Source organism: Bartonella sp. Raccoon60, assembly GCF_002022585.1.
In the GTDB taxonomy this organism is placed as follows: Bacteria; Pseudomonadota; Alphaproteobacteria; order Rhizobiales; family Rhizobiaceae; genus Bartonella; species Bartonella rochalimae.
The window spans coordinates 1107328-1128367 of sequence record NZ_CP019786.1 but is presented as its reverse complement, the minus strand read 5'-3'; the positions used below and the strand labels follow the sequence as shown (position 1 = coordinate 1128367).

Genomic DNA, 21040 nt, shown 5'->3' with positions numbered 1-21040 from the left:
ATGTAATTTCTATCATCTGTTAAAAATTGTATCATTTGGTAAGATAACTTCTGTCATGAAGATTGGCCAGGCTGTAAGATTTAGTTTTATTATAAGGCTTGTCCTATTTCATTATAACCAATTTGACGAAGTGCCTCTCCTGTTACCATAGCGACGCTTATTGCAAGATTCAAAGAGCGTGCGTGTGGTAGCATGGGAATGGTTAATGCATAATCTGCTGCTTTATAAACATAATCGGGGACACCTGCTGATTCACGGCCAAAAAGTAAAACATCGTTTTTCTGATAATATATTTCTGTGTAATAGGTTTGTGCTTTTGTACTTAAGAGCAAAAGACGACGATTAAAGCGCTGCATGGTATCAATAAAACTCTGCCAATCAAGGTGACGTTCTAAGGAAGCGCGTTCAAGGTAATCCATACCTGCACGTTTAAGATTGCGATCGGATAGATTAAAGCCTGCAGGTTCAATAATGTGTACATGCAGACCAAAACAAGCGCTAAGGCGTAAGATTGTTCCTGTGTTACCGGCAATATCAGGTTGAAAAAGAGCGATGTGAAGTGTCATATTGAATATTTGTAAACTGATTTATAAAGAAGTCATTTATAGCGATAGTGATTTTAAAGAGATAGTTTTAATTTATTGATTCAATAGAATACAATCAGCATATATGAAAAGATTTTTTTGAAGGTTATTTTTATGTTTATGGCGCAAAAGAGGAGGAGATAAAAAATTGAAATCAGTAAAATTTATATGATACGAAAGTAGATAATTCATATTTTTTTCAAAGCTTTGCCAAAAATATCATGAATATAAAGAGAATATGTTTTTCCTTTGTATGTGCCTCAAAAATAAGATTAGAATTTTTGGGGCCCTTTGGTATTTATGCTAAAGGGTCATTGTGGCCCGGGCTGGAAGCAATATGTGTTTGTTACGATGGGCTCAAATATATATCTTTTCACGATTTAAAGGTACTGGGTTATGATCAGGAATAGATTAAAGTTTTGTATGTAATATGAAAGAGGTAATGGTTCTCATCGAGAAGAAAAGTTTTTAAAGAAATCTGGTATTGTATCAGATTATTTTCCTTTTCCTTTTGCTAATCCTGAAGAAGCCAAATTTATTTATAATGGTTGCTAAACCTCCTGGTTTATTATTGATGACACGGACGCGCTTTTTTCTTTATCATTCTTTGCTTTAATTATTGATGTTTGATCAATTATAATTTTGATTATATTACAGCTCTTTAAACAGGGATATCATGAGACTTTAAAGGATAAAAAATTGCTAAAGGTTATTGGTATAATCCTTATTTTATTGTAGGGATATTTTGGCTTATGGTGTCTCCTTTAAAGAATATTCTTGTTTCTTATGAGAATGAAATAACAGAAGTGCATTATGGTGAGGTGTTTAATTTTTAATATGGGCTGCTGCTTCCCATATGGAAATTCGTAAGAAAGCTGGTTTTCGTATTATTTTTCATTATTTGGGAGTGCTTGTTTATAATATGAAAAGAAGAATTTGATCTGATCTAGTAAGGATTTAAAGAAAAATGAACACACAGAATAAGCTGTTTCAGAAACGCAGAGGGAACAAATTTTATAATGATGCATTGAGGATTTATAAAGTAAAAACGGAGAATTATAAAATGAAGAAAATTGTTTGCACTGCTTTCGTGTCAATTTTTATGGTTTCTGGTGCGTATGCTCAGTCTTTTACAATGACAACACCTTGTGAAAATGAAGTGATTTCATCAACAGGTATTGTACAGATTGGTTCAGATATGGCTGCGCGTTATATTACGCCTTCAGCAACTGATTTTGTTGCTTCAAGCCTTATTGGTGCTAATGTATACAATATGGAAGATGAAAATATTGGTGAAGTGAAAGATATTATTTTGCGTGAAAATAATGTCGAAGGAATTGTCATTGGTATTGGTGGTTTTCTTGGTATAGGAGAACGTTATATAGTTGTTTCTCCTGATACAATTCAGAAAACAAACGATTATGGTAAATGGAAATTTATTATCAATGCAACAAAAGATTCCTTAAAAGGCGCTCCAGAATTTAAATATGAAGGTTATTGGAATCGTTAATTTTGTCTTATCAGAAATAAAATAGCCGTTTATAACGCGGCTATTTTATTTGAAAGTTTTCTTAAAAACATAGAAAGAGTTGATACAAAGACGAATTTTATGGAGGATTAAGATTTAAGACTTTAAAGGAGTGTATTAAGTATTGTGCTTAAACAATATGATATCACCATCTTGCACAATATATTCTTTACCTTCATCGCGCGCTTTTCCTGCTTCTTTTGCTCCGTTTTCTCCACCAAAAGCAATATAATCTTCGTAGCTAATAGTTTGTGCACGAATGAAGCCACGTTCAAAATCTGAATGAATAACACCAGCCGCTTGCGGTGCTTTTACTCCGCGCACAATTGTCCATGCTCGTGTTTCTTTAGGGCCACAAGTAAAGTAAGTAACGAGGTTAAGTAAATCATAGCCAGTGCGAATGAGTCTATTAAGCCCGGGTTCAGAAAGCCCTAAAGCCTTAAGATATTCTAACGCTTCTTCATCAGTAAGTTGGGCAATTTCAGCTTCAATGGAAGCGGCAATGACAATAGCTTGTGCATTCTGTGCTGTTGCCATTTTCTCAACTGCTTGGGTAAAGTCGTTACCATGAGCGGCCTCACTTTCACTGACATTGCAAACATAGAGAACGGGTTTTGATGTTAAAAGATTCAAACCATTAAGAATGCACCGTTCATCGGCAGAAATATCTTTAAGCATTAACCGTACAGGGTGTCCTGTTTGCAGCAATTTTAATGCAGCTTCCATGATAGGGAGAATAGCGAGCGCTTCTTTATCTTTTCCGGTTGCACGTTTGCGAATTTGTATGATTCGCCGTTCAAGACTTTCAAGATCTGAAAGCATAAGTTCTGTTTCAACGGTTGTAGCATCAGAAATAGGATCAATGCGTCCTTCTACATGTGTAATATTTTCATCTTGAAAACATCGTAAGACATGGATAATGGCATCAACTTCGCGAATATTCGCTAAAAATTTATTTCCTAAACCTTCACCTTTTGAAGCTCCACGTACAAGTCCCGCAATATCAACAAAACTAATACGTGTAGGAATTATTTCTTTTGATCCAGCGATAGAGGCGACTTTTTTCATCCGTAGATCCGGGACAGCAACTTCACCGGTATTAGGTTCAATCGTGCAAAAAGGATAATTGGCAGCTTGTGCCGCAGCTGTTTTTGTTAATGCATTAAAGAGAGTTGATTTCCCAACATTAGGTAATCCAACAATACCGCATTTAAAGCCCATAGATTCTCTTTCTTTGTTGATCGTAATTTATTTTTGTGGTCAAGATAAAGCTTTGTTAGTGTTTCTATAGCACGTTTTGAAAAGAGATCTAGTCTACAGTTGTTGTGATAGTATGAAAAAATAGACTGAATAATTGCATAATTTTTTTTTATATTACATTATTGAATAATGGTTGTACTCATAAATATTAACAGTGCATTAAGTTTTTCATAGTATGCAAAATTTTCGAAAATAAGTAATCGGAGAAAATATGAGATTGTTATCTCGTCGGACTTTTTTAATAGCAACGCCTTTGGCTTTGGCTGGATGTCTTACACGTCAATCAAATGTGCCTATTTTTTCTCAACAGGACCAGTATATTCCACTGGAAATACTTGATTTATATGGGCCTGTAACAAATGAACCTTATTTTTTACCTGCAGTTAATCTTTCAATAATTGATCCAAAATTTTGGCGTCAACAAGTTAATTATCATACAGATTATTCTTCTGGTACATTAGTTGTAGATACTCAAGCATGTTTTCTTTATCTGATTGGTGAAAATGGCACAGCTTTACGTTATGGTATTGGTGTTGGCAAAGAAGGGTTGGCATTTACAGGTGTTGGAATTGTACAATATAAGCGCCGGTGGCCGCGTTGGGCTCCTACTAAGGCAATGATGGAGCGTGAACCAGAACGTTATGGACATTTAGGGCAGGGTATGCCTCCTGGTCCTGAGAATCCGTTAGGTGCACGAGCTTTTTATCTTTTCAAAAATGGGAAAGATACCCTTTTCCGTATTCATGGTTCACATGAAGCTTGGTCAATTGGTCGTGCTATTTCTAGTGGATGTATTCGTCTACTCAATCAAGATATTATTGATCTTTATAATCGTGTTCCTGATGGTTCACGTGTAGTGGTATTGCAGAATAGCGAAAATACATCAAGCGGGCTTATTTAATCATAATAAGTTATAAGATTTATTCGCTGAGTTTCATATTTCATTCAACTTTGATCCTTTCCTTCAGAGAAAAATATCAAAGGGTGTGAGTATGTCTTTTGTATTCAAGAAAGATGATGCTTGGTTGTAAATTTTTCCATTGCCAATGTAATTTTATTTATAAAACAATTATTGTTTCTTTTTATTAAGAGTTCCATGTTATTTGCGATTGCATCTAGTAAAGGGGTTAGCCATTCTTGATCGGATTTTGTAAAATTTCCCAAAACATACTGGTTAACCAGCTCTTTGGGACCAGGATGTCCAATCCCTAAGCGTAGACGGCAGTAGTTGGTGCCGCAATGACTATCAATAGACTTTATACCGTTATGTCCATTACCTCCTCCTCCGATTTTTATTCTTATTTTACCAGGTGGTAAATCTAGTTCATCGTAAATGACAATAAGATTATTCAAGTCTAATTTATAAAACCGCAAGGCTTCGCCAATTGATTGACCAGACAAATTCATAAAAGTTTGCGGTTTTATAAGAATAATTTTTTCATCATTTATAAGGCCGTTTGAGATTTCAGCCTGAAATTTTTTTGACCATGGAGAAAATGAAAAGATTTGGTGAATAACATTAATAGCCATAAAACCAATATTATGGCGATTATTGTTATAGTGAGAACCGGGGTTGCCAAGACCAGCAATGAGCAACATGTGCACCTCCGGTAAAGTATAAGAAAGCAAAAACTACTAAAAAGATAAGATCACATCTACTAAAGTTATTAGGTTTTTGCGTTGTTTTCATTGTTCTCTTGTTCTGAAGAATTATCGCTCGCACTTACGTTAGCAGGAGCAGCGATGGTAGCGATTGTAAAGTCTCTTTCCTGAATAACTGGTACGACACCTTTTGGTAATTGTACTGCAGAAATATGAATAGAATCACCAATGGAATAACTGGAAAGATCAATCTCAATTGCTTCAGGGATAGCATGTACTAATGCTGTACATTCAATTTCATGGCGCACAATGTTTAAGACACCACCTCGTTTAATTCCTGGAGCTATGTCTTCATTAAGGAAGTGTACAGGAATGTGCACATGAACGATAGATTTTGCTGAAATGCGTAAGAAATCTACGTGTATAGGAAAGTCACGGACAGGATCAAGTTGATAATCTTTTGGTAAAACTTGAATTTTTTGTTGATCAATTTCAATCGTTGCAACAGTAGTACGAAATCCCCCAGCATGAATTTTATGGAAAATATCTTTATAGGGAACTGAAATTGCTAAAGGAGGCTGTTTATCACCATAAATAACAGCTGGAATAAGACCATTACGACGAAGTTCGCGGGAGGACCCCTTACCAACCCGCTCGCGTATTTCGGCTCTAAAAGTATAGCTTTTGCTCATAACTAAAGTCCTTTTTATATAACTGGAGAATCATGAAAACCAGTAGTGGTTTTTGCATGAATGCGAAGATATACGCTGTAAAACGGCGATTACCCCATTCTGTGTTGCCTCCAAGGGTGTCTACACAGAAGTTTGTTCTATAATTCAAACTATTTAGAGATGCAAGAGTTGAAGGAAAAATCCTTGGTTTCTACTTTTACAGAAGAGGAAATATTAAAGTATGCACGACAGATGCAGAATCAATATCAATTTTCAAAGATTGAATAATAGCTTTATGAAGGTTAAGATCATCTTAGGTGAAGTGCCAAAATGTAGCATGTTGCATAAATCAGTTTCAGTACTCCTTGATTTCGAGGAATTATTGACAGCATGTTTTTGTACAAGATAGTTCTGATTCAGAACAATTACATCTTCCTCGATGTCTTCTTGAACAGAGTTCTTCATCAGCACAACAACGTGTTATTAATCCAGAAGGCGATTTTGTGACTTTGGCAAGTGAATTGAGCCGTATTATTATTGAATCTCAGCGGAAAGAAAAAAAATTGATACAAATTGCTCATCGTATTCGCCAATATTGAGTTTCGGTTGTGTTTAATCTTAAAGGCTTAGATATTGCACAACGGATGCATGCTGTTGGTTTTTTTCTTGAAGGTTTTTTTATATTGGATGTGATTATTGGTTTTTATGTTAGTTGTAATTGATGAGGCACGGTTATTTACTCACCCTTCAGCAGGAGAGGTTTCTGATGTCTTGCGTAAGATTTCGCTTAGTGCTGCTGTGATCAAGTTAATGTGCCAAGGACGTAAACGTGGTCTTGCTGATGTTATTTGCTACACGACGTTTAGCTAAGTTTGCAAAAAACGTGGCTGCTGAAGCATCAAATTTTTAAATTAAGACGCATTTTTTAGATATTGATATGATATGTGCCACTGATCCCTAGGAATGGAGTGCTGTTAGGCAAAAATATTGTGAGCTCTTGAGCCACTTTATTACTTTAGGATTCGCTTTATCACGGTGTTCTTTACCGGTTATTGTTGGTTCTGTTCAAACATCAGTATGTTCTTCTGGCCCGAATAATGACGTTTCCAACGGAAAGAACTAATGCAAAAAGCTTGTTTTTACTGCCTCATCTGAAAAAACGATGTCATATCATCGTTCACTAGGGCCTGTAAAAGAACAAAAAATTCGTGAAATATTAGAAGCGGTTGTGCACAAAAAACAAAAATTAATAAAGGAAGATAAAAGTTCTTCTCCAAAGATTTCGGTAACTAATTACGAAATGCAGAGAGAACATATCATTTGTGAAATGATGGATGATCCTGAAGCTGGTTTAACGTTCAACAGCAATCCTTTATCAAGATTTTTTGATATGTTATCGTATTTGTAATGTATTAGAGCTTCTTCCTAATATTTTACAATTTCGTTGTAAATTGGCTTTCATTCAGGCTTCTATTAATGAAGAAGAAGCTGTAAGAGAAAGAGTGGAAGCATATTTTACATCTATCAAAAAGTTTCGAAGATAATGTTAAGGTGTATTTTTGCGTGTTGCGCGGCAGCAGTAACGCTAAAACTCTGCTCATCAGATGTAGTTTTTGCACATCTTTCTGGAATCCATTCTGGAATCCATTCTTGAAGTTGTGTACATCGTCTTTTAATTTATTTAAAGAGCGTGGGCTTATTGTTATTCATACCGCTTTTAGTGGTAAGCCTGTGGTAGAGCTTTTTCTGGTTTCAATATAGAAATAGCATCAGGGGATCCAAAGGCACTCATTTAGCCAAATAGACTTGAAACGGATTGCTCTGCTGCTGTTCTTGCAATAGCTTCTCCTATTAAATCAGCAATTGGCAAGATACGCATATTATGGGCTTGTTTAATTGCTTTGGTTGGCATAATTGAATCAGTGATCACTAATTCTTTCATTTCTGAATTGGCGATGCGTTCTACAGCGTTGCCAGAAAGTACACCATGTGTAATATAAGCAGTGACGCTTTTTGCACCATGTTGTAAAAGGGTACTCGCTGCGTTACACAGGGTCCCACCTGAATCAACAATATCATCTAGTAAGAGACAATCTTTTCCAGTTACATCACCAATGATGTTCATTACTTCTGATTCACCTGGACGTTCCCGGCGTTTATCAACAATAGCAAGTAGACTGTTTAAATGCTTAGCTAAGGAGCGTGCACGCACCACGCCACCAACATCAGGTGAAACAACAATAACATTTTCAAGAGAGTAATGCATTTTAATATCACGAGCAATAACAGGAACAGCATAAAGATTATCTGTTGGAATATCAAAGAAACCTTGGATTTGTCCTGCATGAAGATCTAATGTTAAAACACGATGAGCACCTGCTTGAGTAATAAGATTAGCAACAAGTTTTGCCGAAATAGGAGTACGTGGCCCAGGTTTACGATCTTGGCGAGCATAACCAAAATAAGGTAGAACAGCTGTAATACGACGTGCTGAAGAACGACGAAGTGCATCAATCATAATAAGCAATTCCATTAAATGGTCATTCGCTGGATAGGATGAAGATTGCAAAACAAAGACATCTTTTCCACGTACGTTTTCATGCAATTCTACGAAAATCTCTTGATCAGCAAAGCGTTTTACAGTTGCTTTGCCTAGAGGAATACTTAAATAGTTTGCAACATCTTCAGCAAGACATGGATTAGAATTGCCGCAAAAAAGTTTCATAATAGAACCTCTGAATAATTATGATTGAATGTGAAATAAGTTTTAACTTTTTACTATCAGATTGCAAGTGAACAATTATAAAAGAATGCTAAATTAGCTATCATTATTTTACAATGAATGTAGTTCATTAATTTATCTGAAAGACTTACTGTTTGTAGAGTGTTTGTTAAAAATGATAAAAATAGCTAACAAGAAAAAAATTATTTGTAAAGTAATCAATGTTATGAGAAAAAATACTCTTTTGAAGAATTTTGATTATTCATTTTTTAAACAATCGATAAGCATCTTGCTGAATGAATAAAACTTATATCACAGATTGTTTTTATGTCGTTCTTTCTTGAGAAGATTGTAGAAATATAGTTATTTGTAAAATATCTGTTTTTTCAATAGAGCAGTATAAATCTCAAAAATACAATTGTTTAATATGAAATATATTTTCGTTTTTGTTCATTTATTTCTGAAATCAGGATAAAGCTCAAAAGCAATTTCGATATCCGGTTTTTCTAATTTTCTAAGTATATATTTATGCTTCTTCGTAAAATTTTGCATAAATCTTAATTTTTTGTGAAAGATATTACTTGATGAGGCAATAAAAATTTATGAGAGGCTACCAGCTTACACTTGCGATGTGAATTTTCATATTAGCTATGTTGTAATTACAATAAGAACATTTTAAATAATATAAATGGCAAATTGCGAAAATACCTTTTCTAGATATATTGTTAAAGAATTTCTAGATATCAAATGGGTCAATTATTTATGTGTAAAAAATATGAATTAACAGATGAAGAAATAGTGATTGGTTTTCATAAACTTTATCGCATTAGAGCTCTTAAAGATTTTGGAAATGTAAAGGTAAATGAGCTTGGTGGTTTTATTGAAGATGAACAGAATTTATCACATGAGAACGATTGTTGGGTTTGTGATAATGCTAAAGTTTTTGGTAACGCTGTGGTTTATGATAATGCTAAGGTTTTTGGTAATGCTATGGTTTATGATAATGCTAAGGTTTTTGGTAATGCTATGGTTTATGATAATACCAAAGTTATTGAGAATGCTCTAATTTATGATGAAGCCAGAGTTTTTGGCGATGTTAGAGTTTGTGGTGAAAACATTGTTGCTGGTAATACCGTAATTTGGGGTAATGCTAATGTTTGTAGCAGAACCAAGATCAGTCCTAGGGTTTCTAATAATGGTCGAGTTCAAAAGATGTGTTTATAATGAATTAAGGTATTATGAAACTAATATTATACAGCAGTTTTGAGGTTAAAATTGTCTACTAAGAGCAGTTGAAATGAGAAGGTATAACTGCAGTAAGAAATTTGATTTAATAGCAATTGATAACTCTTAACACCGAAGGGTTTTTTGGAAAAATATAGGGTTATTTGCGAAGCTTTTAGAGTTTGTATGTAATATATAAAAAGAAAAAGTAAAAATAATAAAAGCTTATACATTTTATGGAATAGGAGCTTTTTTCTTATATTTTTTAGTGTTTCTTTACAGTAAAATACAATTTTTCTCCTTATTTTGTGAGCATAATGGCAGAAATTTGTCGCCCATCATCAGGCTCGTTACGATGTGTTGCACGTCGATAGGAGAAAAAACGCTTTTCATCTTGATAAGTACAAAGTTTTATACAGGAAGTACGGATTCCGGTGTGCTCGAGTTTGTTTGTAATGAATGTCCATAAGTTAAACTTAAAGTGGTGTACTTTATCTGTTTTTGAAAAATATTTTTCGAACTCGTTATTGTGCTCAATAAATTGGTTATAAAATTCACTTGTTACTTCATAATGACATGGACCAATGCATGGTCCCAGTACTGCTATTATTGATTGCCGTTTGGCTCCTTGTTCTTCCATTACTGAGATTGTTTTTTCTAAAATTCCATTCAAGGCTCCCCTCCAACCAGCGTGTGCAGCACCAATAACACCGGCTTGTGGATCAGAAAAAAGAATTGGTCCACAGTCTGCTGTAAGAACACCAATTGCTAATCCTTTTTTGGTTGTAACCAGAGCATCAGCTTTTGGAGGTTCTCCGATAAAAGCTTGATCAACAACGATAACTTCACAAGAATGTATTTGGTGAACAGTAATTAAATTTTGCACTTCAATATCAAAATAATGGGCGATTAAGATACGATTTTGCATAATATGTTCAGGATAATCGTTGGGGTTTTGTTTAACATTGAGGTTTTGATAAAAGTTTTTTGATACACCTTCTTGGCGTGTAAAAAAGCCATGTTTGATATTATGTGGGTGTAAATTGCAAAGATCTTGTGCAAGAATAGGCTCCATAAAAGCTCCTATATGATTATTTGAAACGGAAATGGTTTGCGAGCTAATTTGTTATTATTTGTGATTAAAAATAAGGTATTTGTATGTTTTTATCATTGATGTGAAGCACTTTAAAAAGCTTACCCATTTGTCTTGGATCAGTTAATCGTTTGATGTCTTCGTAAATTTTTTTCTTAATTATTGTGCTTTTGTTGATACTAAGCTTTTCTGCACGTTCAAGCACTCCCATTTTGATAAGAAAATTTCCTTGTTCTAGAATTTCAACAAAACAGCCTTGTTGAGCGGCGATTGTTTTCAAAGAAAAAAAATCAACGTGTGATGTTAAATCATGTTCACCAGGAGCAGAAAAAATATCGCAGAATTTATGTCTTGAGATGGCTTGAAGTGTATCTCCAAATGCAAAATCAGATGCACCATAATCGATAAGTAAAGCAGAGCCTTGTGTTTGCATTAAACGGCTACTAATCTTTTGTGCCAATTGGTTTCGTGAGGGTCCGTATTCTAAAATTGTGCCATTAGGCATTTGAGCACATTGGGGTGGTAAGAAAGTAGAAGGAAACTTATGTATATCAGTGGTAAATGTAAAACCACCCTCTTTGTTAAGTGTAATACGACGCTCTTTCCATTCTCCATTGACTTTTACATATTGATTAATTGGAAGTGCGTCGAAAAGCTCATTTGCAATGACAATAAGAGGTTTTAAAGGAATTTGTTCAAAATTTTCAACACTATAAATTTTTTTTTGGTGAGCGAAAAGACGTTTTTTTTGTTCTGTTGCAAGGCGTTGGCTTATTTCAATAAGAAAGATATCAGCAGCGTTGAATGCTGTTATACAAATTTTGCGAATAGTGCGTAAAATATCATCCATAAGAGTTCCACGTCCTGGGCCTATTTCAGCCAGGATAAACGGATTAGGACAACCTTGAGCTTGCCAGCTCATAATGGCCCAAATGCCAATCATTTCTCCAAATAATTGACTTATTTCAGGTGCTGTGATGAAGTCACCAGCGCGTCCAAAGGGTTTTTGTTTTTGATAATAGCCAAATTGAGGATCAGTAAGAGCTAATGTCATATATTGGCTAACAGAGATTGGTCCATCGAGAATAATAATTTCTTTAATTCTCTCTTTTAGATTAGACATTATTTTGTAAACTTATATTTAAAAGCTTGAAGAAGTGCATAAAAACCGAAAAGAATCATCGGCAAAGATAAAGCTATACCATAGGTCAATCCAGTAGAGTGGAAGAGAGATGAAAACCATTCTGGATCCTCTTGAGGAGCACGGAAAATTTCTGAAATACTGCGTGCTATTCCATAGCTTATATTAAATATTCCAGTGATTATTCCAGGATGTTTTAATGCCTTAAAAGAAAAAATGGCAATGGCTAAAATGATAAAGAGAAGAAATCCTTCCATAAATGATTCATACAGTTGGCTAGGATGACGTGGGAGATATTGAGGATCGTTATAAAAACAAACTGCCCAAGGAACAGTAGTCACATTCCCCCATAATTCTTGATTGATGAAATTGCATATCCGTACAATACCAATGCCAATGGGGACACCTGCGGCGATTGTATCAAACATTCCCCATACATTGATATTGTTTTTATAAGAAAACCAAATCATAGCAATGATTATACCTATAAATCCTCCATGAAATGACATACCGCCATTCCATATGGCAAGGATATCGATTGGATGATTGAGGTAATAAATAGGATCCCACACAAGCACCTGTCCTAAGCGGCCACCAACCACAATTCCAATAGTTCCTAACGTAACAAAATCACTTATTTGTTGGGGAGACATAGGCGCTTTATTTTTAGGCCACAGGGACTTTTTTTTAAGTAATTTTTGTGCGTACCACCAGGCAAACAAAATGCCTATAACATAACCAAGTCCGTACCAATGAAATGCTATTGGCCCTAAACGAATGATCACTGGATCAAGAAAGAGAGGAAAAGCAATAGCTTGGCAAAGAGGAAAATCATTCATGAGCAAGAGCTTTACATTTATGAAGTTATATGATTATCAAACCATGACAGATGAATGCAAAATGGTCAAGTTAGGTCAGAGGTTTGTGGTTGTTATTGGCGGGAGTAAAAGAATACTGATCAATTAAGGTAATATCTATTAGAAAAACAAATACGATCTCTCGATATTATAAAATGTATTATAGTATGTCTATAAATAAAGAAAATTAAAGGAAAGCCTATGTATAATGGATCAAACCGTATTCTTGATGAGATAGCAAAATTAGCAACAGATGCAGCAGGTATTGCACAAGGTGTAAGGCGTGAAGCTGAAACTGCTGTTCTTTCACAGGCTGAAAGGATGATCAGTAAACTTGATCTTGTTTCACGTGAAGAATTTTATGTTGTTAAGGAAATGGTTCTTAAACTCTACGCCGAAAATGCTGATTTGAAAAAACGTCTTGATAGTTTAGAAAAACAAAACAGAAAAAAAGTTAAAACGGATTCAGTTTAAGCAACTAATAGTCTTTAAAAAATAATCCCCAATTTTTCTATCCTGTGTATGAAGCATAAAAAATGCTTAGTCATGAGTCTGTTAGGGCAGATGAGCAATTTATTTTTAATTTATTTTTTACAAAAAATTATTTTTTTTTAATTAAGGGTCTAGCGCTACGAAATTGTATCAATACACTGAGGTTGTTTGATGATTCGTTTTTTCTGTACCAAGCTATAGTACCTTAGAAAATAGTATCATTTATTTTCTGATGTCATCTATTTGCTGCGTTTTAATGTGTATTTATTTGCTGTGAAAGCTTTAACTGTGACGTGTATTGTTACGATGAGGGTTTTTTGCATTATATTGGTAACATTCTTAATTATTGAGGGTTGATGATGAGGCTGGCCATTAAAGCCACAGAAAGAGAAGAGCATCCTGTTGATTTTATTGAACAAATTGCTTATAAGTATGATTGGTCTTTTGAGCGAAATGTACAAGATGAAATTAGCGTTTGTGTAGAAGGAAAACGAGCTTGTTATAACCTTTCTTTTTCATGGATAGAAGAGCAAGAGGCTCTTCATTTAGCTTGTGCATTTGATCTTTTTATTGAGAATACTCGTACAGCAGAGGTACAGCGTTTGTTGTTGGCAATTAATGAGAAATTGTTATTAGGACATTTTGATTATTGGCAAGGAAACAATTCGGTTATTTATCGGCAAGGTCTGCTTTTAGCAGGTGGCGTACACCCATCCCGTATACAAGTAGAGACATTATTGATTTATGCACTTAAAATTTGTGAAAGTCATTATGCTGCTTTTCAAATGGTTGCTTGGGCTGGTGAAAGCGCTCATAAGGCACTACAGTATGCTTTATTTGAGACCGTAGGGAATGCCTAAAGTCTTCGATGTATCCGCTCGTTATTCTTTAAAGAAGTTTTTCAATATATCTTATAGAGGAATATCTATAGTAGCGCGCAAGCCTCCTAATGGACTATCATCTAATTGAATATTACCTCCGTGGCTACGTGCGATGTCTTGGGCAATAGAAAGACCAAGGCCTGTTCCACTTGCATCTTGATTTCGTGATTGATCAAGTCGAAAAAATGGCTTAAAAACTTCTGTACGCATGTCTTTTTGAATACCTGGTCCATCATCATCAATAGTAATAATAAAAGATTCTTGTCCGGATTTCGCCGTGAGTTGGATGGTATTTGCATAATAAAATGCATTTGATAGAAGATTACTGATCAAACGGGTAAAAGCATGTGGGCGTACTTGTATTTGTGAGGAGCCTTCAATAGTATACGAGAAGTTACATCGATGAAGATCAGCATTCGTAGAGAATTTTTGCATCAAGATACTTAAGTCAAGGATGCCAATATTTTCACTTCCTTCACCTCGTGCAAAAGCAAGATAACCTTCTAACATATTTTGCATATCGCTGACATCTTGCTCAAGTGATTTAATATCAAAGTCATTACTTACTAATGCAAGCTGGAGTTTGAAACGTGTAAGAATGGTTCTGAGATCATGGCTTACACCTGAGAGCATCATAGTACGTTGTTCAATTTGGCGTTCAATCCGTTCACGCATACGTAAAAATGCAATACCAGCACGGCGTATTTCATCGGCTCCTTGTGGTTGAAATCCTTCTGGTAAAGGATGTCCACGTCCAAAACTTTCTGCGGCTTTTGCTAATTGTTGAATTGGTTTGATTTGATTACGTAAGAAGTAAATAGCTATTAACAGTAAAACAAGAGCTGTTCCTACCATCCAGCTTAAAAAAATACTGGTATTAGAGGCATAGGCTTGGCTGCGCATGGCAAGAACCCGCAAGATATTATGATCAAGGTGGATACGAATTTCGACAAGATTAGAATCACCAACTGTATCAATCCAGAAGGGACGGTTAATTTGGCGCGTAATTTCTTCACTTAAAAAGTAATCAAGTATAGCAAAAAATGGTTTAGGTCCTGGAGGAGGAAGAGGATCAGGTGGGAGGAGAGAGATGTTTAATCCCATACGTTGTTGTGCAATACGCTTAATCTCTTCATAATTCTGCTGTTGTGGATATGTTTCAATTATATCGATAATAGCTGCAATGTCGTGGACAACGGTGGTTGAAAGACGTTCTGTTACCATTTGCCAATGGCGTTCCATGAAAACGTAGCCAATGACTGTTTGTAAGAGTACCATAGGAGCGATAATAATGATCAAAGAACGTGCATAAAGCCGTTTAGGCATTTTCTTAGATAACCATCGCGCAATTTTTTTTGCAGGTTCGATCATCTCAGGCCTATTCAATTGAAAGCTTATAACCAATCCCTCTCACGGTTTGGATCCATATAGGAGTTGTTGGGTTGCTTTCGATTTTCCGACGAAGACGGTTAATTTGTACATCAATAGAACGTGCGCTATTGTTATCATCCATTGCAAATTTATGGCGTGGAATAGTTTCTCCTGCGTGTTCAGAAAAAATAACCATCATTTCTTGTTCTTTATCTGTCAGTTTAATAATCTTTCCTTCTTTTTTGAGTTCACGTCGTGAAATTGAAAAGATATAAGGGCCAAAAACAATTTGTTCAATTTTGGGTTGGGTAGAAAATGAGCCACGTCTCAAAATAGCATTAATGCGGAGTAAAAGCTCACGAGGATCAAAGGGTTTGGCAAGATAATCGTCTGCTCCCGCTTCTAATCCTTGAATACGATGATCTGTTTCTGATAAAGCTGTTAACATTAAAATAGGAACATTTTTTGTTTGACGGAGTGAATAGGTTAGATTAATGCCATTTTCACCAGGCATCATGATATCAACAATAAGAAGATCGAAATCTAAGCTTTTAAGTTGACGTTTAGCTTCATCAGAGTTGGCAGAGACTGAAACACGAAATCCATTTTTAATAAGAAATTGAGATAAAAGGCTGCGAATGCGGGTATCATCATCAATCACGAGAAGGTGGGGTGCATTATCACATAAAGTCTGAATGTGATCAGCCATATTTCAAACCTTTAACAAAATTCAGTTTACATAAATTGTACTTTACATAAGTTATATAAAGCTGTCGAGCAGACAATTTTTTGCTTTATAAAGACAGGAGAAATGTTATCTATAAACTAAAAGATTTTAAAATATTGAATTTTGAAAAGGATTCTAATGAGCGATTTCAGTGTGTATATTATTCCAGTTACGCCTTTTCAACAAAATTGCACTTTACTTTTTGATAATGAAAGTAAAAGAGGTGTTTTAGTTGATCCGGGGGGTGATTGGCCTAAGATACAACAAGCAATTCAAAAAAAAGGGGTTATTGTTGAAGCTATTTGGATAACACATGGTCATATTGATCATGTGGGAGCAGCCATGCAGGCTAAGGAGGCATTGGATATTCAAATTATTGGTTCACACCGTAATGACAAACCAGTAATGGACGATGTAAGAGAAAAAGCAAAAATCTATCACATGCCCGATGCGCGTGTTTGTATTCCTGATCAATGGTTAGAAGATGGAGATAGTGTTGATTGTGCAGGACATGTCTTCCAGGTTTTTCATACACCTGGCCATTCTCCTGGTCATGTTATCTATTTTAATGAAAAAAAGCGTTTTGCTTTATTAGGTGATGTGCTTTTTCGTGGTTCTATTGGACGCACTGATTTCCCATTATGTTCTTATGAAGAATTAATGAGATCAATTAAAGAAAAAGTTTTGCCATTAGGCGATAATGTCAGCTTTATTTGTGGACATGGACCAGGAAGTCAAATAGGTTATGAACGCCAACACAACCCTTTTCTTCAGGGAATTTAATAGTTTATCATACTCAAAAAAAACCGCTTTAAAGCGGTTTTTTTAGTGTTATTGAAAATTACTGTACTGGAGCATAACAAACATGATCTAAGCCATCATATCCTCGAAAAGTTCCTGTCCTCGGATTAAAGGAACGGTATGTCTTTTTACAATATTGATACCAACTTGTTGTATTTAACTGCTGTGAAGGCTGGTGTGTTACTGTTGATATCACTTGATAGCTTGCTTGATTTTGTGGTGGGGTTTGATAAACAACTTGTGGTTGTTCGGGCTCTTTTAAAGCATTTTTGATAATTATACCTGTTGTCAAAGCTAGAAGGCCTGCAGCAATAACACCACCTACATTATTACTACTGCTACTACTACCACGGCTTACATGATGTTCATAGAAGTTATGATGATGTTGCGTATGTTCGACACGCTCTGTTGATGTAGTAATTCGATCGTAATACTGGAAGGGACCACTGGTACTTACTTTTTGTGTACTAATTGTTTCTTTGCGTATTGTTTTGGCAGCAAGCACTGTCTCTAACGGTGCTGAAATGGCTACCGTTGATATTGCTGATAACATTAACAATTTAGCCAATTTAGTCATAGCAATACTCCTTAATACAAATTTATCTTAGTTTGCACTTTAAATGTGTTTGCACTTTAAATGTTCTAACCTGAATGTAATCTGAACAGCGTTCAATTTTATTCTGATAGAGTGAATAAAGAAAAGGTTTGTTGAATATAAACATTAATATAGTAAAATGAAATCGGGTTTTAAACCCGATTTCACAAAACAGACTTTGCTTAAATTAACTCATAACATTAATGTTTATAGCTTTTGGTCCTTTACCACGACGGTCAGGCTCTATATCGAATGATACTTTTTGCGCATCATTTAATCCACTGAGGCCTGAAGCCTGAACATCAGAAATATGAACAAAGATATCAGTACTCCCATTATCAGGTTTAATGAAACCAAAGCCCTTGTTATTGTTAAAAAATTTTACTTCGCCCGTCTGAGCCATAGAATATTTCCTTATTTGATTGCCTTTGTAAGGCAGATAGTCAAAAACCGTATTACGCACCTTACGTAAACGGTATATTTAGGCAATTTACGATATCTGGAAAACGTTTTTTATTGTTTTTTGTCAACTTAGAAATTAGAATCAATTTCTAGAAAACTTATCATAGCACCTTCCGATGTTCGCAATTTATCTAAAAAAGAAAGATTGCTTGAAAATAGAATATTTAACAAGAGTTTTCTTTAGAGAATTTATTTTATTATGTTGTTTTTAATTCATAGTAAGTATAGTGGCTCATTAAATTGTCTTGGATAATGGATAGAACAGAGAAATATTATATTGATATTTTGAGCAACAATTTTTTATAATATATCACTATTTTGGGGTTCTATTAGCGTGATTGTGATAAGAGCTAATTATTTTGTCGCAATTTATAGATTTTAGATTGTTTATTGCAAAAAACTCTTTTCGACATCTCATTTAAAGTATTTTTTGATTATCTTTTTTCTTTTTTGTGTTTTGTCAATAAACCAACATCCATGGTATTAGAGCCCATTTGATCAAGATTTGGTTTCGTGAAAAGACTTGATTTTATCGATTCATCAAGGGAATATTTATTGTTGTACACTGAAGAATCATCTGCAATGGCTAATTCTATTTCTTGTAGTCGTTTGATTTCATCACGAAATTGAGCAGCTTCTTCAAAGTTCAGATCATTAGCTGCTTTACGCATGAGTTTTTCGAGATGCTGAATATGGTTGGTTAGATTGTTGCCAACTTTATTATTTTGCGTGATAAAATGAGAAATCTTGACATTATGGTTATTTTCGCAAACCGAACTAAGAATATCATCAATATTCTTTTTAATACTAGTCGGTGTAATTTGATGCTCTTTATTATAAGCTATTTGTTTTTGTCGACGTCGTTTCGTTTCTTGCAAAGCACGCTCGATAGAACCAGTAATTGTATCAGCGTAAAGAATAACCCGACTCTCTACATTACGTGCAGCTCGTCCAATCATTTGAATAAGTGAGGTTTCTGAACGTAAAAAACCCTCTTTATCAGCGTCAAAGATAGCAACAAAACCACATTCTGGAATATCTAAACCTTCTCGAAGTAAGTTAATACCAATTAAAACATCAAAAGTACCAAGGCGTAGGTCTCGCAGGATTTTAATACGTTCTAGTGTATTAATATCAGAGTGCATATAACGCACACGTATATTTTGTTCATGGAGATATTCGGTCAGATCTTCTGCCATGCGTTTGGTGAGAACTGTTATTAATGTACGATAACCTTTTTTGATTGTTTGGTGAATTTCGTTGACGGCGTCATCGACCTGTGTTTTCACTGGGCGTATTTCTGTTGGTGGATCAATCAGCCCTGTGGGACGAATGACTTGCTCTACAAAGATGCCCTGCGATTGTTCTATTTCCCAGCGTCCGGGTGTAGCTGAAACAGCGATAGTTTGTGGGCGCATTGCATCCCATTCTTCAAAACGTAAAGGACGATTGTCCATACAAGATGGTAAGCGGAAGCCATATTCTGCTAAGGTAGCCTTTCGTCGGAAATCACCTCGATACATACCACCGATTTGAGGAATTGTGACATGACTCTCATCAATAAAAACAAGAGCATGGCTAGGAATATACTCAAACAGAGTTGGAGGTGGTTCACCTGGCTTTCTACCTGTCAGGTAGCGCGAGTAGTTTTCAATTCCTGAGCAAGATCCAGTAGTTTCTAGCATTTCCAAATCAAATATTGTACGTTGTTCTAAACGTTGCGCTTCCAAAAGGCGACCAGCTGCATTTAATTCATCGAGGCGTTTTACTAATTCCATTTTGATCGATTTTATCGCCTGATTTAATGTGGGTCGTGGTGTTACATAATGTGAATTAGCATAAATTTTAATGGATTGAAGATCTGCTGTTTTTTGTCCTGTTAAAGGGTCAAATTCGGTAATTGTTTCAATTTCATCTCCAAACAACGAAATACGCCAAGCACGGTCTTCAAGATGAGCGGGAAAAATCTCAATTGTATCGCCTCGAACACGAAAAGAGCCACGAACAAAGTTTATATCTTGTCGCTGATATTGTTGAGAAACTAAATCAGTTAGTAATTTCTGCTGATCGAGTTTATCACCTTTTTGCATTTGGAAAGTCATTGCTGTATAAGTTTCTACTGAACCAATTCCATAGATACAGGATACAGATGCGATGATAATGACATCATCGCGCTCTAGTACAGCGCGTGTTGCTGCGTGGCGCATGCGGTCAATTTGTTCATTAATAGAGGATTCTTTTTCAATATAAGTATCTGAGCGTGCAACATAAGCTTCTGGTTGATAATAGTCATAATAAGAAACAAAATATTCAACAGCATTGTTGGGAAAAAAGTTTTTGAATTCCCCATAAAGCTGTGCAGCTAAAGTTTTGTTTGGCGCTAAAATGAGAGCAGGGCGTTGTGTCTTTTCAATGATTTTGGCCATTGTATATGTTTTCCCTGAACCGGTAACGCCCAAAAGCACTTGAGTGCGTTCATTTCTCTTAATTCCTTCAACCAAAGATTTGATTGCAATGGGTTGATCACCGGCAGGCTGAAAGGATGTTTTAATTTGAAATGGAATTCCACCTTCCGATTTTTCAGGACGAATAGGACGATGAGGTGTCCATAATGCACCATTTTTAAAAAGAGGATTACCTGAAGCAATGAGTGCAGAAAGAGCTTCAACTGTTGCTGTAACACTATTTGTTTTTGTTATGTTTTTAGATGGTTTAGTATTTATGGTTTCAAATGAAGCATTATGACTTTTCACTGTATGAAGTTTGGCCTTAGAGCGCTGCTTCATAACTGCAGATGGGTCTGTTGCTCTTTGATTGATTTGTTTTTGAGTTGTTTTTGATTTTTTGTGTGACATGATGAAAATATTTTATACAGTTATTCCGATATAATTAAGAAAAAAATAAAAGCTTTTGATTGCATTTGTTTTTGAAAGTATGAATTTTCTTTTTATCATTTGATAATGGGTTAAAATATTTTTTGTGATACGGTAGAGGCTACTATAGCTGTTTTGTGATACTGATCCTGGACA

General features: G+C 35.2%; 22 protein-coding genes. 9 read left to right on the top strand and 13 right to left on the bottom strand.

Annotated features, from left to right (window positions below):
* Positions 1-89: 89 nt before the first annotated feature.
* Positions 90-566 carry a tRNA (cytidine(34)-2'-O)-methyltransferase gene (locus Bra60_RS04940; RefSeq protein WP_035006929.1) on the bottom strand — a complete coding sequence of 159 codons (477 nt, stop codon included), beginning with the start codon at positions 564-566 and terminating at the stop codon, positions 90-92.
* A 1081-nt stretch (positions 567-1647) separates the two neighbouring features.
* Between Bra60_RS04940 and Bra60_RS04935 the strand changes: the two genes are divergently transcribed.
* Positions 1648-2094, top strand: a complete 447-nt coding sequence (locus Bra60_RS04935; RefSeq protein ID WP_078688808.1) for a PRC-barrel domain-containing protein — start codon at positions 1648-1650, stop codon at positions 2092-2094.
* 135 nt (positions 2095-2229) lie between these two features.
* On the opposite strand, the gene ychF is transcribed toward Bra60_RS04935, so the two are convergent.
* Complete coding sequence (gene ychF / locus Bra60_RS04930; protein WP_078688807.1) at positions 2230-3333, bottom strand: redox-regulated ATPase YchF; 1104 nt, start codon at positions 3331-3333, stop codon at positions 2230-2232.
* 256 nt (positions 3334-3589) lie between these two features.
* On the opposite strand from ychF, the gene Bra60_RS04925 reads away from it, so the two are divergent.
* Positions 3590-4273, top strand: a complete 684-nt coding sequence (locus tag Bra60_RS04925; RefSeq protein ID WP_078689059.1) for a L,D-transpeptidase — start codon at positions 3590-3592, stop codon at positions 4271-4273.
* A 104-nt stretch (positions 4274-4377) separates the two neighbouring features.
* Here Bra60_RS04925 and pth read toward each other — a convergent pair whose 3' ends face one another.
* Both pth and Bra60_RS04915 read right to left on the bottom strand, forming a co-directional pair.
* Positions 4378-4971 carry an aminoacyl-tRNA hydrolase gene (pth, locus tag Bra60_RS04920; RefSeq protein WP_078688806.1) on the bottom strand — a complete coding sequence of 198 codons (594 nt, stop codon included), beginning with the start codon at positions 4969-4971 and terminating at the stop codon, positions 4378-4380.
* A 68-nt stretch (positions 4972-5039) separates the two neighbouring features.
* Positions 5040-5666 (bottom strand): 50S ribosomal protein L25/general stress protein Ctc, encoded by a 627-nt coding sequence (locus tag Bra60_RS04915; protein WP_078688805.1) that lies wholly within the window; start codon positions 5664-5666, stop codon positions 5040-5042.
* A 684-nt stretch (positions 5667-6350) separates the two neighbouring features.
* Here Bra60_RS04915 and Bra60_RS07590 point away from each other — a divergent pair.
* The 3 genes from Bra60_RS07590 (at position 6351) to Bra60_RS07585 (ending at position 7053) form a co-directional block, all read left to right on the top strand.
* Entirely contained in the window at positions 6351-6515 is a 165-nt protein-coding gene (locus Bra60_RS07590; RefSeq protein WP_236823910.1) for a hypothetical protein, read from the top strand.
* A gap of 127 nt (positions 6516-6642) precedes the next feature.
* On the top strand, positions 6643-6768 hold the full coding sequence (locus Bra60_RS07685) for a hypothetical protein (RefSeq protein WP_257787863.1): 126 nt from the start codon (positions 6643-6645) through the stop codon (positions 6766-6768).
* A 39-nt stretch (positions 6769-6807) separates the two neighbouring features.
* A complete protein-coding gene (locus Bra60_RS07585; protein WP_236823909.1) occupies positions 6808-7053 on the top strand; it encodes a hypothetical protein in 246 nt (81 codons plus the stop codon).
* Between the two features lie 384 nt (positions 7054-7437).
* On the opposite strand, the gene Bra60_RS04905 is transcribed toward Bra60_RS07585, so the two are convergent.
* Positions 7438-8370, bottom strand: coding sequence for a ribose-phosphate pyrophosphokinase (locus tag Bra60_RS04905; protein ID WP_078688804.1), 933 nt, complete (start codon positions 8368-8370; stop codon positions 7438-7440).
* 759 nt (positions 8371-9129) lie between these two features.
* On the opposite strand from Bra60_RS04905, the gene Bra60_RS04900 reads away from it, so the two are divergent.
* Positions 9130-9591: a hypothetical protein gene (locus Bra60_RS04900; protein WP_078689058.1), complete on the top strand. Its 462-nt coding sequence runs from the start codon at positions 9130-9132 to the stop codon at positions 9589-9591.
* A 301-nt stretch (positions 9592-9892) separates the two neighbouring features.
* Here Bra60_RS04900 and pgeF read toward each other — a convergent pair whose 3' ends face one another.
* The 3 genes from pgeF to lgt form a co-directional block, all read right to left on the bottom strand.
* Positions 9893-10666, bottom strand: coding sequence for a peptidoglycan editing factor PgeF (gene pgeF, locus Bra60_RS04895; protein ID WP_078688803.1), 774 nt, complete (start codon positions 10664-10666; stop codon positions 9893-9895).
* Positions 10667-10730: 64 nt separating this feature from the next.
* Positions 10731-11807: a class I SAM-dependent methyltransferase gene (locus Bra60_RS04890; RefSeq protein ID WP_078688802.1), complete on the bottom strand. Its 1077-nt coding sequence runs from the start codon at positions 11805-11807 to the stop codon at positions 10731-10733.
* The gene (gene lgt, locus Bra60_RS04885) at positions 11807-12664 is read right to left on the bottom strand and encodes a prolipoprotein diacylglyceryl transferase (protein ID WP_078688801.1); all 858 of its coding nucleotides are present in this window, start codon (positions 12662-12664) and stop codon (positions 11807-11809) included. Before lgt ends, Bra60_RS04890 begins: the two co-directional genes overlap by 1 nt.
* Positions 12665-12883: 219 nt before the next feature.
* On the opposite strand from lgt, the gene Bra60_RS04880 reads away from it, so the two are divergent.
* Both Bra60_RS04880 and Bra60_RS04875 read left to right on the top strand, forming a co-directional pair.
* Positions 12884-13156 carry an accessory factor UbiK family protein gene (locus Bra60_RS04880; protein ID WP_078688800.1) on the top strand — a complete coding sequence of 91 codons (273 nt, stop codon included), beginning with the start codon at positions 12884-12886 and terminating at the stop codon, positions 13154-13156.
* Positions 13157-13533: 377 nt separating this feature from the next.
* Positions 13534-14034: a YbjN domain-containing protein gene (locus tag Bra60_RS04875; protein ID WP_078689057.1), complete on the top strand. Its 501-nt coding sequence runs from the start codon at positions 13534-13536 to the stop codon at positions 14032-14034.
* Positions 14035-14085: 51 nt separating this feature from the next.
* Here Bra60_RS04875 and Bra60_RS04870 read toward each other — a convergent pair whose 3' ends face one another.
* Together Bra60_RS04870 and Bra60_RS04865 are read right to left on the bottom strand one after the other, a co-directional pair.
* Entirely contained in the window at positions 14086-15426 is a 1341-nt protein-coding gene (locus Bra60_RS04870) for a sensor histidine kinase (protein ID WP_078698125.1), read from the bottom strand.
* Between the two features lie 7 nt (positions 15427-15433).
* A complete protein-coding gene (locus Bra60_RS04865; RefSeq protein WP_035006951.1) occupies positions 15434-16135 on the bottom strand; it encodes a response regulator in 702 nt (233 codons plus the stop codon).
* 156 nt (positions 16136-16291) lie between these two features.
* On the opposite strand from Bra60_RS04865, the gene Bra60_RS04860 reads away from it, so the two are divergent.
* Positions 16292-16936, top strand: coding sequence for an MBL fold metallo-hydrolase (locus Bra60_RS04860; protein WP_078698124.1), 645 nt, complete (start codon positions 16292-16294; stop codon positions 16934-16936).
* Between the two features lie 58 nt (positions 16937-16994).
* Here Bra60_RS04860 and Bra60_RS04855 read toward each other — a convergent pair whose 3' ends face one another.
* The 3 genes from Bra60_RS04855 to uvrB form a co-directional block, all read right to left on the bottom strand.
* Positions 16995-17531 (bottom strand): BA14K family protein, encoded by a 537-nt coding sequence (locus Bra60_RS04855; protein WP_078698123.1) that lies wholly within the window; start codon positions 17529-17531, stop codon positions 16995-16997.
* A 205-nt stretch (positions 17532-17736) separates the two neighbouring features.
* A complete protein-coding gene (locus Bra60_RS04850) occupies positions 17737-17952 on the bottom strand; it encodes a cold-shock protein (protein WP_035006956.1) in 216 nt (71 codons plus the stop codon).
* 493 nt (positions 17953-18445) lie between these two features.
* Positions 18446-20866, bottom strand: a complete 2421-nt coding sequence (uvrB, locus tag Bra60_RS04845) for an excinuclease ABC subunit UvrB (RefSeq protein ID WP_078698122.1) — start codon at positions 20864-20866, stop codon at positions 18446-18448.
* Between the last annotated feature and the right edge of the window lie 174 nt (positions 20867-21040).